General features: G+C 71.0%; 11 protein-coding genes. 5 read left to right on the top strand and 6 right to left on the bottom strand.

What is annotated here, in order from left to right:
• Positions 1-95: 95 nt before the first annotated feature.
• Entirely contained in the window at positions 96-2,567 is a 2,472-nt protein-coding gene (locus ACIREI_RS37510; protein WP_403342913.1) for a cellulosome protein, read from the top strand.
• A 74-nt stretch (positions 2,568-2,641) separates the two neighbouring features.
• On the opposite strand, the gene ACIREI_RS37505 is transcribed toward ACIREI_RS37510, so the two are convergent.
• Together ACIREI_RS37505 and ACIREI_RS37500 are read right to left on the bottom strand one after the other, a co-directional pair.
• Positions 2,642-4,411, bottom strand: coding sequence for an ABC transporter ATP-binding protein (locus tag ACIREI_RS37505; protein WP_403342910.1), 1,770 nt, complete (start codon positions 4,409-4,411; stop codon positions 2,642-2,644).
• Between the two features lie 114 nt (positions 4,412-4,525).
• Positions 4,526-5,383: an aldo/keto reductase gene (locus ACIREI_RS37500; protein ID WP_403342907.1), complete on the bottom strand. Its 858-nt coding sequence runs from the start codon at positions 5,381-5,383 to the stop codon at positions 4,526-4,528.
• Between the two features lie 235 nt (positions 5,384-5,618).
• Here ACIREI_RS37500 and ACIREI_RS37495 point away from each other — a divergent pair, with 235 nt between their 5' ends.
• Positions 5,619-6,506, top strand: coding sequence for a Gfo/Idh/MocA family protein (locus tag ACIREI_RS37495; RefSeq protein ID WP_403342904.1), 888 nt, complete (start codon positions 5,619-5,621; stop codon positions 6,504-6,506).
• A gap of 259 nt (positions 6,507-6,765) precedes the next feature.
• Here the strand turns inward: ACIREI_RS37495 and ACIREI_RS37490 are convergent, their stop codons facing one another.
• Together ACIREI_RS37490 and ACIREI_RS37485 are read right to left on the bottom strand one after the other, a co-directional pair.
• On the bottom strand, positions 6,766-7,092 hold the full coding sequence (locus ACIREI_RS37490; protein WP_403342901.1) for a hypothetical protein: 327 nt from the start codon (positions 7,090-7,092) through the stop codon (positions 6,766-6,768).
• A gap of 123 nt (positions 7,093-7,215) precedes the next feature.
• Positions 7,216-8,121, bottom strand: coding sequence for a GNAT family N-acetyltransferase (locus tag ACIREI_RS37485; protein WP_403342898.1), 906 nt, complete (start codon positions 8,119-8,121; stop codon positions 7,216-7,218).
• Positions 8,122-8,576: 455 nt separating this feature from the next.
• Between ACIREI_RS37485 and ACIREI_RS37480 the strand changes: the two genes are divergently transcribed.
• Together ACIREI_RS37480 and ACIREI_RS37475 are read left to right on the top strand one after the other, a co-directional pair.
• Positions 8,577-9,785 (top strand): beta-1,3-glucanase family protein, encoded by a 1,209-nt coding sequence (locus ACIREI_RS37480; RefSeq protein WP_403342895.1) that lies wholly within the window; start codon positions 8,577-8,579, stop codon positions 9,783-9,785.
• 207 nt (positions 9,786-9,992) lie between these two features.
• Positions 9,993-10,199 carry a hypothetical protein gene (locus ACIREI_RS37475; RefSeq protein WP_403343164.1) on the top strand — a complete coding sequence of 69 codons (207 nt, stop codon included), beginning with the start codon at positions 9,993-9,995 and terminating at the stop codon, positions 10,197-10,199.
• Positions 10,200-10,306: 107 nt separating this feature from the next.
• On the opposite strand, the gene ACIREI_RS37470 is transcribed toward ACIREI_RS37475, so the two are convergent.
• Positions 10,307-11,443, bottom strand: a complete 1,137-nt coding sequence (locus ACIREI_RS37470; protein ID WP_403342892.1) for a sulfite oxidase — start codon at positions 11,441-11,443, stop codon at positions 10,307-10,309.
• 196 nt (positions 11,444-11,639) lie between these two features.
• Between ACIREI_RS37470 and sthA the strand changes: the two genes are divergently transcribed.
• A complete protein-coding gene (gene sthA / locus ACIREI_RS37465; protein WP_403342889.1) occupies positions 11,640-13,043 on the top strand; it encodes a Si-specific NAD(P)(+) transhydrogenase in 1,404 nt (467 codons plus the stop codon).
• A 10-nt stretch (positions 13,044-13,053) separates the two neighbouring features.
• On the opposite strand, the gene ACIREI_RS37460 is transcribed toward sthA, so the two are convergent.
• Entirely contained in the window at positions 13,054-13,557 is a 504-nt protein-coding gene (locus ACIREI_RS37460; protein ID WP_403342886.1) for a DUF5709 domain-containing protein, read from the bottom strand.
• Positions 13,558-13,679 lie beyond the last annotated feature (122 nt).

Below are 13,679 nucleotides of genomic sequence, written 5' to 3'. Positions count from 1 at the left end.
GGTCCAGCAGAGTGATCACCCCCGACCGCACACGAACCCGTACCCGGTTCCGAGCCAGAACCGCTTTGATATCAGCAGCACTTGGAGCAGCCACCATGGCAGCCACTCTCCCCGCCGCGGGCCCCGCGGCCGCTGCCGACCCGCAGCGCCTCACCGTCGATCTGTCCTCCTCCGAGGGGCCGGTGATGCTCGGCGCCAACGGCGCGCTGTACGGGCTCAGCGACGACGGGGTGCCCAGCGACGCCGCGCTGGAACCCCTGAAGGTCACCAGCATCTCGCAGAAGCCCGAGGGCGGCGCCCAGCACCCCAACGGCGACGCGCTCACCGTCTCGAAGTCGTTCTTCCGCAACGGCGGCGGCGAGATCAACGTGATGATGCAGGACATCTACGCCAAGTGGCCGTACGAGGATCTCGGCATCGACGACTACCTCCCCAAGGTCGACAAGATCGCCAAGGAGGTGGCCGCGGACCCGAACAGCGAGTGGTTCGTCTACATCCCGTTCAACGAGCCCGACCAGATCTGGTACAAGCTCGGCGTCGCCGACCAGGCCCAGTACGAGGCCAACCGGGACCGGTTCTTCAAGGACTGGAAGACGGTGTACCAGCGCATCCGCGCGATCGACCCGGACGCGAGGATCGCGGGCCCGAACGAAGCCGCCTACCACTCCCGCCTGTTGAAGGACTTCCTCGCCTTCGCCAAGCGGGAGAACGTCCTGCCGCAGGTGATGACCTGGCACGAGCTGGGCTCCGGCTCGCTGCGCGACTTCCAGGCGCACTACGACGACTATCGGGGGCTCGAACGCGAGGCGGGCATCGCCCCACTGAAGATCAACATCGACGAGTACGCCAACCGCCGTGACCTGTCCGTGCCGGGGCAACTCGTGCAGTGGGTGTCGATGTTCGAGCGGAACAAGGTGTACGCGAACATGGCGTACTGGGACGCGGCAGGCAACCTCAGCGGGCATGTGGTGCGCTCCAACATCCCCAACGGCGGCTGGTGGCTCTTCCGCTGGTACGCCGGGATGACCGGTGACACGGTCGAGGTGACCCCGCCGCAGCCGAACACGATCGACACCCTTCAGGGCCTGGCTTCGCTGGACACCTCCCGCCGCCAGGCGCAGGTCCTGCTGGGCGGCTCCGCCGGCGACTCCGACGTCGTGGTGCGGGGCGTCGACCGCTCCCTCTTCGGCCGTACGGTCACCGCGACCGTCGCCGAGGCCGCCTGGTCCGGCTACGAGGGGCAGCACGCGACGCCGCGGGTCCTCGCCCGTACGAAGGTGAAGGTGGCGGACGACGGCTCGGTGACCGTGCCGCTGCGCGGCATGCACAAGATGTCCGCCTACCGGATCGTCCTCACCCCCGGCGGCACGGGCACCCCCTCCCCCGCCACCGTCCCGTGGTCGGCGTCGTACGAGGCCGAGTCGGCCGCCATCACCGACGGCAAGGTCTACACCCAGGGCACCGTCGAGAACGCCAACGGCTACGCCGCCTCCGGCACGAAGGACGTCGGCTCCCTCAACCAGGCCACCAGCAAGGTCGACTTCACGGTCACGGTGCCGCGCGAGGGTTCCTACGACCTGGCGATCCTGTACGGCAACCAGTCCGGCACCCCCGCCACGCAGAAGCTGTCCGTCGACGGAGGGGCCCCGGTCACGGTGACCTATCCCTCCACGGAGAACTGGACCTATCGGGCCAAGAAGGACGTCACTCTGCGGCTGTCCGAAGGCACCCATGTCCTCACGCTCGCGAAGGGCGACGCCGAGGTCACCCTCGACCGCGTCGACCTCACCGCCCGCACGGGCGCGGCGGCCGCGTCGTACGAGGCCACGCTGGCGGACATCAGCGGGAAGCCGTCGTACGACTACGCGTCGTCGGCCGGGGTGGGTACCGGCTCGCTCGTCCTGCGCTCCGGGGACAAGGCGGTGTTCGACGTCTACGCCCCGCGTGACGGCTACTACACGGTGGTGCCGCGGGCCTCGGCGCCGGTGCGGCTCGCGCTGCACGGCGAGACGGTGACGGCGGCGCCCGGACGCGCGCTGCGGCTCTACCTGGTGGCGGGAAACAACCGCCTCGCGGTGACGGCGGGGCACGCCTCCGTCCGCTCCCTCGATGTCTCGGGCGACGGTTCGACGTCCGGCATGCTCTCCTACGAGGCCGCCTCGGCCACCCTCGCGGGCGGGGCCGAACTCGTCGACTCGGCGTACGCCTCCACCGGTTCCTACATCGGCAAGCTCGGCAACGGCCCCTCCAGCACGGCGGAGTTCACGGTGCGGGCGCCCAGCTCCGGCCGCTACGTGCTGGTCGTCCACTACGCGCACAACGACCGGCGCGACAACGGCCACGCCTACAACACGGACATCATGTCCCGTACGGCGGACATCACCGTGGGGAACGCGGAGCCCGTGAAGGTGACCTTCAAGAACACCTGGAGTGCGGACGACTACTGGACGCTGGGCGTCCCCGTCGAGCTGAAGAAGGGCGCCAACCACGTGACGTTCGGCAACGCGACGGCGTGGGCGCCGCACATCGACCGCATCGAACTGGGCCGAGTCGTCGACCGGCCGTAGTGCGGCCGTTCCGCCCGCTCCCCCACCGGCCTCGTACCCCCTCGGTACGAGGCCGGGTGCGTGAGGGAGCCTCGTCAGGCGACCTGCCCGCGGTGCAGGGCCGTGTACGCCCCGTCGCGGCGCAGGAGTTCCTCGTGCGTGCCGACCTCCTGTATCCGGCCGTCCCCCATCACCACGATCCGGTCCGCGCCCCGCACGGTGGACAGCCGGTGCGCCACCACGAAGGTGGTACGGCCGTTCAGGAGACGGGCGAGGGCCTGCTGGACCAGCGCCTCCGAGCGGGTGTCCAGGGCCGAGGTCGCCTCGTCGAGGACCAGCACCCTCGGGTCCCGGATCAGGGCCCGGGCGATGGCCAGGCGCTGCCGCTGTCCGCCGGACAGGCGTGCCCCGCGTTCCCCGACCAGGGTGTCCAGGCCCTGCGGCAGCCGGTCCACGAACTCCAGCGCGTTGGCGTCGCGCAACGCCGCGCGCACCCTCTCCTCGTCGGCGTCGTCCATGCCGTAGGCGACGTTCTCGCGGATCGTGCCGTCGAACAGGATGGACTCCTGCGGCACGACCGAGAGGAAGCGGCGGTAGGTGCGCAGGTCGAGGGTGTTCATGTCGGTGCCGTCGATCAGGAGCCGGCCGGAGGTCGGGCGGATGAAGCCGATGACGAGGTTCAGCACCGTGGACTTGCCCGCACCGGACGCGCCGACGAGGGCGATGGTCTCCCCCGGTGCGACGGTGAGGCCGAAGTCCCGTACGGCGGGGCGGCCGCCGTCCTCATAGGCGTACCCGACGGCGTCGAAGGTCACGGCGCCCCGCAGTGAGGTGAGTTCGGCCTTGCCCTCGTTGTCCTCCAGCTCGGGAGCCTGGAGCACCTCGCCGACGGAGCGGACGGACTCCAGGCCCTTGGTGATGACCGGGGCCAGCCCCGCCAACGTGGTCGTGGAGTTGGTCAAGGTGGTCAGGAAGGCGCTCAGCATGACGACGTCGCCGGCCGTCACGCCCCAGACGCCGTAGTACGAGATCAGTGCCGCGCCGGCGAGGACGAGCACGCCGACGACGTTGAGCACCACCCAGGCCAGCGAGCCGAAGCGGCCGTTGACGAGGTCGAGGCGCATGCCCGAGGTCAGCAGCCGGTGCAGGGTGCCGTCCATGCGGCGCAGCGCCTTGCCCTCCAGGCCGTGGGCGCGGGTGACCGGGATGAGGCGGGTCATCTCCGTGACCCGGGACGACAGGGTCTCGACCTCGTGGCGGAAGTGCTCGTTGTGGGTGCGCAGGCGCGCCCGAAGGCGGGCCACGACGAGTGCGGCGGCGGGCACGACGACGAGGAACACGGGCACGAACTCCGGTGTGCGTACGGCGATGATGACGAGTCCGCCGATGAGCACGGTGCCCGCGCCGAGCCCCGTCTCGGCGGTCTGCTGCACCATCTGCTCGACCGCCTCCACGTCACGCACGACCTTGGCCTGCAGCACACCGGCGCTGACCCGCGAGTGGTATCCGATGGAGAGCTGCTGCATGCGCGTGCACAGCGCGGAACGCAGGCTGGTGCCCATCCGGCGCACGCTGCCGTACAGCAGGCGTACGTACAGCACGTGCAGGGGGTAGTTGACCAGCAGGATGAGCATGATGACGCCGGTGCTCAGCCAGAGCCGGCTGATCGGCTGGTGCTGGACGACGGTGTCGATGATGGACGCGGTGATCAACGGCAGCAGCCAGACCGGGCTGTGCTTGACCGTGAAGACGCCGACCGCCGCCGCGAGACGGTGGCGGTCGGCGCGGAACAGATAGGCGAGGGTGCGTACGGGATGTTCGCCGCGGTAGCGGTGGTCGAGCGGTCTCTCGTGTGACGACGCCATCGGCGTTGTCCTTCCCAAGGTGCTGGACGAAGAGCGTGCAGAGGAACAGCAAGCGCTTTCCCATCCCGCCCGGGAGACTACACACGCGGTCGGCCACCGATTCCCGAAAGAGTTTCAGACCGCGTCCAGCTCCGCGAGTTCCCCGGGGCCGAGCACGAGGTCGGTCGCGGCGAGCGAGTCCAGGATCGTCTCCGGCCGGCTCGACCCCGGGATCGGGACGACGGCCGGCGACTTGGCGAGCATCCAGGCCAGGCACACGCGCTGCGGGCTCACCCCGTACGCTTCGGCGGCCCGCGCGAACGGGGCGTAGGCGGAGCCCAGTTCGCGCGCCCGGGAGATGCCGCCGAGCGGACTCCAGGGCAGGAACGCGATGCCGAGTTCGTCGCACAGGCGCAGCTCCGGCTCGCTGGTGCGGAACGCCGGGGAGAACTGGTTCTGCACGGAGACCAGCCTGCCGCCCAGGATGTCGTTCGCCTGCTTGATCTGGTCCGGGTTCGCGTTGGAGATCCCGGCCATGCGGATCTTGCCCTCGTCGAGCAGTTCCCGTACGGCGCCGACGGACTCGGCGTACGGCACCCTCGGGTCGGGCCGGTGGAACTGGTAGAGCCCGATGGCCTCCACGCCGAGCCGGCGCAGCGAGGCCTCACAGGCCTCCTTGAGGTGCCGGGGGCTGCCGTCCAGGGTCCAACTGCCGTCGCCGGGGCGCAGATGACCGCCCTTCGTGGCGACCAGGACGTCCTTGCCCAAGTCGTGGGAGGCGAGCGCCTTGGCGATCAGGGTCTCGTTGTGACCGACCTCGTCGGCGTCCCGGTGGTAGGCGTCCGCGGTGTCGATCAGGGTCACGCCGGCGTCGAGCGCGGTGTGGATCGTGGCGAGGGAACGTGCCTCGTCCGGGCGTCCCTCGATGGACATGGGCATCGCGCCCAGTCCGATCGCGCTGACCTCGACGTCACCGATGCGGCGGGTGTGCATGGGGCCGTGACCTCTTTTCGGCTGTCGCGCGGGAAACGATGCGGGAACGGCACTCGGTGCCGGACCGACACCAGCCTGGTCGTACGGCCGCGGAAGGTCCAATAGAAGAAGGAGAACGCATTCAGCGACGGCACCACTGAATCTCCGGTGCCGAGATGGGCCACCTGCCCCCTTGCGCGGCCTCCCGGTCGGTGTGACACGCTCACCCTCGACCGGCACGGTGAAAGGCGGCGGCATGCGCATCGGACTGCTCGGCACCGGACCGTGGGCCCGGATCGCCTACGCTCCCGCCCTGAGCCGACACAGCGAACTGGACTTCGCGGGGGTGTGGGGCCGCCGTGCGGCCGCGGCGAAGGAGTTGGCCGACAGCTACGGGGTGCCTGCCTACGACGACGTGGACGCGCTGTTCGCCGACGTGGACGCCGTCGCCGTCGCCCTGCCGCCGGCCGTCCAGGCCGACCTGGCGGTGCGGGCCGCGCGGGCGGGCTGTCATCTGCTGCTGGACAAGCCGCTCGCGCTGACGGTCCAGGAGGGGCGGGCGGTCGTCGAGGCCGTCGAGGGCGCCGGTGTGGCCTCGGTCGTGTTCTTCACTGCCCGTTTCCAGTCGGAGACCGAGGCGTGGATCACCGAACAGGCGGCCGTGGAGGGGTGGTTCACGGGGCGGGCACAGTGGCTCGGCGCCGTGTTCAGCGGTGACGGCAGCCCGTTCGCGGCCTCGCCGTGGCGGCGGGAGAAGGGCGCGCTGTGGGACGTGGGTCCCCACGCCCTGTCCGTGCTGCTGCCGGTGCTGGGTGACGCCCGGCGCGTGACGGCGGCCGCGCAGGGGCCCGGCGACACCGTCCATCTGGTCCTCGAGCACGTCAGCGGCGCGTCGAGCACGTTGGCCCTGAGCCTCACGGCGCCGCCCGCCGCAGCAGGAGCGGCGGTGGAGCTGCGGGGCGAGGCCGGAGTGACGCTGCTTCCGGAGAGCGCCGACAGCGCGGTGTCCGCCCTGATCCGAGCCGGGGACGCCCTGCTGGCCGCCTCCCGCACCGGGCGCGCGCACGGGTGCGACGCGGCGTTCGCTCTGCGGGTCACAGAGATTCTGGCGGCGGCCGAAGCACTGTTGAACGGCGGTGCGTGACGGCGCGGTTGAACTGGTCCAGGAGGTTGTAGCCGCCCGGTACCCCGATGCTCCGGGCACTGCCCCAGCGGCCTTCTCTCGGCGACCGGTGCGGCAACCTCGCGCCGATGCCGTCGGATTCGCCGCCCTCCGGTCGCGGTCCTCACGGCGAGGGCCGCGATCATTCCCCGAGGAACCGAGTCGAGCACCGTAGGCGATCTCGGTGCGGGTCGAAGCCGGACGACGCCCCGGGTCTTCGGCGTGCCCGGTCGCAGCGCGCCTACTCTTCGAACGGCTCGTCGCTCCACCGGAACCAGGCCCTGTCCCCCTCGATGTGCAGCAGGAACTCGGCGACCGGGCCGTCCGGCGAGGACAGTGAGACGCGTCTTCGGATCTCGTCGTAGGCCGCCTCCCAGGCCTCCCAGACCTCGTCGTAGTCCCGCTCCAGCAAGGCCAGTTCACGGGCGAACACGTCGCGCACCGCGTCGTACCCCGGCCCGGGCGTGAAGCGTCCCGACAGCCACGGGAAGTCGGCCTCGTCGATCAGGATCTCCCCGACCTGCTCGTCGCCGCTGCGGACCTGCCAGATGCCGCCGTCGAACCCCATGCCGCCTCCGTCGCCCGCTGTCGATCACACCGTCGACCAGCATGCCACCCGGCACTGACAGGCGGCCCGGACCGCAGAAGGCCCGGGCCGCCCGCCCTGCATGACTACCGCCGTGCCCCGGTGCTACGCCTCGCTACGCCTGGCCGCTGCCTGGAAGTTGATGCGCTCGCTGACGACGGGGAAGCCCGCCTTGGCGAAGTTCGCGGCCATGGGGAAGTTCCCCTGGTCCGTCGCTCCGGTGACGGCCTCGGCCCCCTGTTCGACGAGGAAGTGGGTGCACTCGGCGAGGAGGTCGTAGGCGTAGCCGCGGCCGCGCTGTTCCGGGACGACTCCGATGAAACCGATGGTCGGGCCGGAGGGGTTGTGCGCCGGGATGTGGATGCCGGCGAGGTCGCCGTCCGGGGTGTGCGCGAGCTGCCACCACTGGCGCGGGGACGGGCACCAGTGGAAGAAGTCCAGCTCTTCCTGGGCGGCCTGGTCGAGGCCGCCCTCCTCGATGGCCCGCCGCGCGTGGGCGTCGAGGGTGACGGAGTGGATGCGGCGCAGCGCGTCGAAGAAGACCGCGTCGTCGGGTTCGGCGCTGAAGCGCAGGCGCCCGGGCCGCTCGGGCAGGCCGCGCTCGGGGGTCCAGCGGTACAGGAAGCGTTCCACCAGGAGTTCGTATCCGGCGGCACGTGCGGCGCCGAAGCGGGCCTCGGCGGCGGCCTTCAGGCCGGGCTCGTCCCGCCAGCCGCCGGGCAGGTTGATCTCGAGTTCGACCTGCCAGGGGGCGGAGCGCAGGAGTTCGGCGCCGGCCTCCTCCTCGCCCTCGGCCACGTCGAACCAGTTGATGTTGATGGGCTCCGAGTCGTCGGGGCCGCCCCACCAGGCGCCGCGAGCGACCACCGCGCCGTCGCGCAGGGCGACGCGTTTCCACTCGGGGCGGAACCGGGTGCGCCGGTGGCCCTCACGGGCATTGAGCGGGTCGGGGTGTGCGTCGAAGAGATGGGCGTCGCTCGCGGAGAGCGCGCGGATGACCGGATCGGTCACGGATTCCTCCGGGATAAAGGCTGTTCGGAGCGCTCCCGGTCAGATCAGACGAGCCACGCCGGGGCAGCGGAAAAGGGAGCGCTGGAAAGGTGTGAACCGCACGGCACTCGCCTCCTTCCGTCCGTCTCAGGGCGTGGAGCCACACGGTACGTGATCTTCCTCGGGGTCGTCCACAGGTTTTCCGCCAAGCTGCGGAGAGCGCTCTCAACCCGTTGTGCGACTTAAGTGGGCCTTAGGAGAGGGTTAAGCAGTCGTGGTCGTTCCGTGGCCTTTCAAGTCCCCGCAGCTGAGCGGGTTTTGGGCACGATGCAGAGCCATTGGCCGATGCGGCCGTCGTGCGTAGCATCGGGTCCCGTAGGTAGCGGTGACCCTGATTCGAGAGCGCTCTCAAACCGAGCGTCCGTCCCGCCGCCGCAGCCCAAGTACCCCCACAAGTACTCCGGGAGACCCCCCACATGACTTCCCGCCATCAACGCCCTCTCGGTCGTCGCAGGCTTCTCCTCGCCCTCGGCGGCACGGCGGTGGCCGTCCCCGCCGTCGCCGCCGTGGCCCCGTACGCCCTCGCGGATACGACCGCGGACGGCGTCACGCCCGCCGCGGCCGGCCCCCTGCCGCTGACGGTCGTCAATGACAGCGGCTCCTTCGGCAACGCCAACGTCCACGTCTACATCGTCGGCAACCAGGACGGCAGGCAGGTGCGGGTCACACCCGACGGCACCCTCGCGCCGATCGCGCTGTCGGACAACGGCCCCGACGGCTTCACCGACTACGCCATCAGCCTGGCCGGCAGCGGCGAGACCCGGCTGTCCCTCCCCCACATGTCCGGGCGGATCTATGTGTCGCTCGGCCAGAAGCTCAAGTTCAAGGCCGTCACCGACGGCAACGGAAACGCCGCGCTGCAGTACCCGGCGGGCTGGGTGACGTCGGACCCCAACTACCCGGTGCTGCACGATTGTGCCGAGTTCACGTACAACGCCGCCGGAATGTTCTGCAACACCACCATGGTCGACATGTTCAGCGTGCCACTGAGCATTCGGCTGACCGGCGCCAAGGACCAGACGACGGGCAGGCTGCGGGCCGGCGGGCGGGCGGCCGCGTTCGCCGCGGTGCGCCAGGTCGAGGAGTTCGCGCGGCTCGTCGTGGACGACACGCGCGTCATCGCCCCGGGGCACGGCCTGGACGCCGGTCTGTTCGCCCGGGACTACTTCGCCCCGTACATCGACGAGGTGTGGAGCACGTACACCGGGCGGGACCTGACCGTCACCACCAACGCGGGCACGTTCACGGGGCGGGTGCGCGGCGGACGGTTCACCTTCGACGGGCCGGCCCAGGTGTCCTTCGCGAAGCCGTCGACGCGGGACGTGCTGTTCTGCGACGGCAGTCTCGCCGCCCCCAACGACGGCACGACCGGGCCCGTCGCCGCCGTACTCGGGGCCGGGTTCAACCGCTCGACGCTGATCAGCCACCCGGCCCAGCCGACGACCGACGCCGCCGCCTTCTACCGGACCGCCCTGACCAACCACTACGCCAAGGCGATGCACACGGCGACCGAGGACGGCAAGGCGTACGGCTTCGCCTTCGACGATGTGGCCGACTTCGCCTCGTACATCCAGGACACCGCGCCGACGGGGATCACGCTGACGCTCACGCCCTTCGAGGGCTGACGCGGCCCGCGGAGGTGCCCGGTCGGGCCCGGTCGGTTTCAGCGCGGGAGCGGAGAGGTACCCCGGGTGTCCAGGGGCCGACCGGTGCGCAGCGGATCCATCACGGCGTCTCCGGATGCAGGGTCCGCTCCGGCGTTGAATGGTGATAGCAGACCCGATGACCGCACCGGGCCCGAAGTAGTGATCCGGATCCGAGGAGCAGAGATGATGCCGACGTCCCAGCCCGAAGCGTCCGGGCCGTCCAGGGAGCGCACCACCCCGGACGACCTGCTCCACGCCCGCACCGGCACCGAAGTGTCCCCCGAGGACATCGTGCTTGCCTCAGGCAAGGACATCACCCCGCGCAACCTGGAATGGGCCAGGCGCAAGCTGGAGGCAGAGGGCCCGTCCGCCCTCGACAAGCTGCTGCCCTAGCCGAGACGGCCACGATCCGCGCGGGTCGCCCCCGGGTGCGGGCCGGCACCCGGGGCGGCCCTGTGCGCCCGCCGCGCTGCCGCTGCCCCTGCCCTGCCCTGCCGGCGTCACCCTCCCGCGTCCGCGTCCTCCTGCGGACAGAGCACCGGCACCCGCTGCACGAGGTTGTTCGCGAAGCCCCCGCGGTTCCAGGGCGGGACCAGTGGCTGGGTGTGGCCCCCGGCATCGGTGGCCCGGGCGCTCAGCACGTGTACGCCCGGCGTCGCCGTCCAGCCGTACCGCCAGCGGCGCCACGCCCACCGGTGACCGGTGTCCGGCTCCAGGCCGGCCTCCTGCCAGCTGCGTCCCGCGTCCGTGCTGACCTCGACGTGTGCCACCGGCGCGCGGCCCGACCAGGCACGTCCCTCCAGGGTCACCCGGCCGGGCCGGACCACGCGGGAACGGGACATGAAGTCGGGGAAGCCCGGCGGGACGAGCAGGGCGCGAGGGGCGATGCGGGTCACAGGTTCGCCCTCGTCCTCGGGGTTCCGGCGCAGCCGATAGGCCACGGCCTGCTGGAACCCCGTGAAGGGCACGTCGGTGACGGTCACCTCGCGCAGCCACTTCACCTGTGCCATGCCGTACCAGCCGGGCACGACCAGCCGTAGCGGGCGGCCGTGCTGCGGGGGCAGCGGGGCACCGTTCATGGCGTACGCGACGAGCACCTCGGGATCGCTGCCCGTGGCGACGTCCACGGGCAGGGCCCGCTGGTAGTCCTGCTCGACGCCGCGCTCGACTCCGTGGTCGGCGCCCGTGAAGACCACGTCGACCGCGTCGGCCCCGACTCCGGTCTCGGCGAGCAGCAGGCGCAGCGGTACGCCCGTCCACTCGGCGGTGCCCACCGCCTCGACCAGCCAGGGCTGGCTCACCGGCCGGGGCGTCAGCAGGGCCCGGCCATTGCCCGCGCACTCCAGCGTGACCCGAGTGGTGACCTGCGGAAACGTCCGGAGGTCGGCGAGGCTCAGGCGCACCGGGCGGCGGACGCGGCCGCCGAGAGTCAGCTGCCAGGGGGCGTCGTCGGGGACGTACGGGATGTCGTAGTGGGTCAGGACGTAGTGCAGGCCCGGCGGGGTGAGGTCGTAGCGCAGGGCTTCGAGCGGCAGGCCGTGGTTGCGGGTCGCGAGCGCCAGTTCGTCCCGGCCGATGCCCTCCTCGGGGGCGGCCAGCCTGGCCGGTGCGCTCACGTCGGCGAGTCGATGCCCCATACCCGCATTATCGACCCATACGCGCATGTCGTACCGGGCCGTCGTGACCGATGCCAGCAGTCCCGGCCGGGGCCCGGTCGCTCCGGCATCGGCAGGCCACCGGCACAACTCCCCCTTCTCCCCTGTCACTTCACCCTGGCAATGGTTTCGGGCTCACCCTTCCGAAAGGGGTCTCGCGGCTGTCAGACTCCTGAGGGTGCCCGACTTCGACATGCTCGTCATCGGATCCGGACCGGGTGGCCAGAAGGCCGCCATCGCCGCGGCCAAGCTGGGCCGCCGGGTCGCCGTCGTCGACCGCCCCGACATGGTCGGCGGCGTCTCCATCCACACCGGGACCATCCCCTCCAAGACGCTGCGCGAGGCGGTGCTGTACCTGACCGGCCTCACCCAGCGCGATCTGTACGGCCAGAGCTACCGGCTCAAGGAGGACATCACCGTCGCCGACCTGACGGCCCGCACCCAGCACGTGGTCGGCCGTGAGGTGGACGTCATCCGCAGCCAGCTCGCCCGCAACCACGTCGCCCTCTACGCGGGGACGGGGCGGTTCGTCGACCCGCACACCGTCGCTCTGCGCGAGGTCACCGGGCACGAGCGGCTGCTGACCGCCGAGCACATCGTCATCGCCACCGGCACCCGGCCCGCGCGGCCGAGCAGTGTGGAGTTCGACGGGCGGACGATCATGGACTCGGACAACGTGCTGGCGCTGGAGCGGGTGCCGCGTTCCATGGTCATCGTGGGTGCCGGTGTCATCGGCATGGAGTACGCGTCGATGTTCGCCGCGCTCGGCAGCAAGATCACTGTGGTGGAGAAGCGCGCGGGGATGCTCGACATGTGCGACGTCGAGGTGATCGAGTCGCTCAAGTACCACCTGCGGGACCTCGCCGTGACGTTCCGCTTCGGGGAGACCGTGGCCGCGGTGGAGCGGCACGCACGCGGGACGCTGACCGTACTGGAGAGCGGCAAGAAGATCCCCGCCGACGCGGTGATGTACTCGGCGGGCCGGCAGGGGCTCACCGACGGGCTGGACCTGGACAAGGCCGGGCTGACCGCGGACCCGCGCGGCCGGATCACGGTCGACGAGCACTACCGCACCGAGGTGCCGCACATCTACGCCGTCGGCGACGTCATCGGCTTCCCGGCGCTGGCCGCGACCTCGATGGAGCAGGGGCGGGCCGCGGCGTACCACGCCTTCGGGGAGCCGGTCGGCCGGATGCACAACCTCCAGCCGATCGGGATCTACACCATCCCCGAGATCAGCTTCGTGGGGCGGACCGAGGACCAGCTCACCGAGGACCGGGTGCCGTTCGAGGTGGGTATCTCCCGTTACCGGGAGCTGGCCCGCGGGCAGATCATCGGCGACTCGCACGGCATGCTGAAGCTGCTGGTCTCGCCCGAGGACCGCACGCTGCTCGGTGTGCACTGCTTCGGTACGGGGGCGACGGAGCTGATCCACATCGGGCAGTCGGTGATGGGGTGCGGGGGGACGGTCGACTATCTGGTCGACGCGGTGTTCAACTACCCGACGCTCGCGGAGTCGTACAAGGTCGCCGCCCTGGACGCCACGAACCGGCTGCGCCAGATCGACCGGATCGGGGAGTGAGCCCTTCGCTTCAGCTGCCCTGGCCGCCCTCCGGCAGGCGGGCGTCGTCCTCGACCACGTGCATCGCGGCCTCCTCCGCGCCGGCGGCTCCGCCGTCGACGCCTTGGTCGAAGGCGATCTCCTCCTTCGTGGTGTCGGGTCCGGTGCCCTCGTCCGGGGCGAGCAAGCGGCCCGCGCGGTCGGCGCCCGCCTCGGGGTCGACGGGCTCGCCCTCGCCGCCCGGCAGGTCGCCCACACCGTCACCGGCGGGCTCGGACACCTCGGGGACCTCCTGGGTGAGCCGCTCGTCGAGGGTCTCGCCCTCGTGCTGCTCGGCGGCCGTGGTGCCGTGCTTGGTGACCCCGAGCGGCTTCTCCGGCGGGGAGTAGCCCTCGTCGAGGGTGTCGTCGTAGGTCCGCTCGTCGACGGCGTCCTGCAGGTCGAGCGGCGCCGCGTCCTGCTGTTCCTCGTTGCCGCCGGTGGGCTGGTAGGCGTCGTCCGCCATCGGCTCGGAGGGCGTGTGTTCGGTGTCCATGGCTGCCTCCCTCACGGGCGCATCTCGGTTGTTTCCGCTCTGTGCCTGTCCGGAACGCGTTTCCCGTTGTGTGCTCTCCAACCCCGGAAGATCTCACGGCTCTTGAAGCATCAATCGGTAGG

This window comes from Streptomyces sp. NPDC093591, from assembly GCF_044764885.1.
In the GTDB taxonomy this organism is placed as follows: Bacteria; Actinomycetota; Actinomycetes; order Streptomycetales; family Streptomycetaceae; genus Streptomyces.
Note: the sequence above shows the minus strand (reverse complement) of the source record. Positions and strands in the feature narration are given on the sequence as shown.

Bases quoted from the DNA above. Each gene is read 5' to 3' on its own strand.
- ACIREI_RS37510 (WP_403342913.1), top strand. From the start codon at position 96: ATGGCAGCCACTCTCCCCGCCGCGGGCCCCGCGGCCGCTGCCGACCCG.
- ACIREI_RS37470 (WP_403342892.1), bottom strand. From the start codon at position 11,443: ATGGGGCATCGACTCGCCGACGTGAGCGCACCGGCCAGGCTGGCCGCC.
- ACIREI_RS37480 (WP_403342895.1), top strand. From the start codon at position 8,577: ATGACTTCCCGCCATCAACGCCCTCTCGGTCGTCGCAGGCTTCTCCTC.
- ACIREI_RS37475 (WP_403343164.1), top strand. From the start codon at position 9,993: ATGCCGACGTCCCAGCCCGAAGCGTCCGGGCCGTCCAGGGAGCGCACC.
- ACIREI_RS37505 (WP_403342910.1), bottom strand. From the start codon at position 4,411: ATGGCGTCGTCACACGAGAGACCGCTCGACCACCGCTACCGCGGCGAA.
- ACIREI_RS37500 (WP_403342907.1), bottom strand. From the start codon at position 5,383: ATGCACACCCGCCGCATCGGTGACGTCGAGGTCAGCGCGATCGGACTG.
- ACIREI_RS37495 (WP_403342904.1), top strand. From the start codon at position 5,619: ATGCGCATCGGACTGCTCGGCACCGGACCGTGGGCCCGGATCGCCTAC.
- ACIREI_RS37460 (WP_403342886.1), bottom strand. From the start codon at position 13,557: ATGGACACCGAACACACGCCCTCCGAGCCGATGGCGGACGACGCCTAC.
- ACIREI_RS37490 (WP_403342901.1), bottom strand. From the start codon at position 7,092: ATGGGGTTCGACGGCGGCATCTGGCAGGTCCGCAGCGGCGACGAGCAG.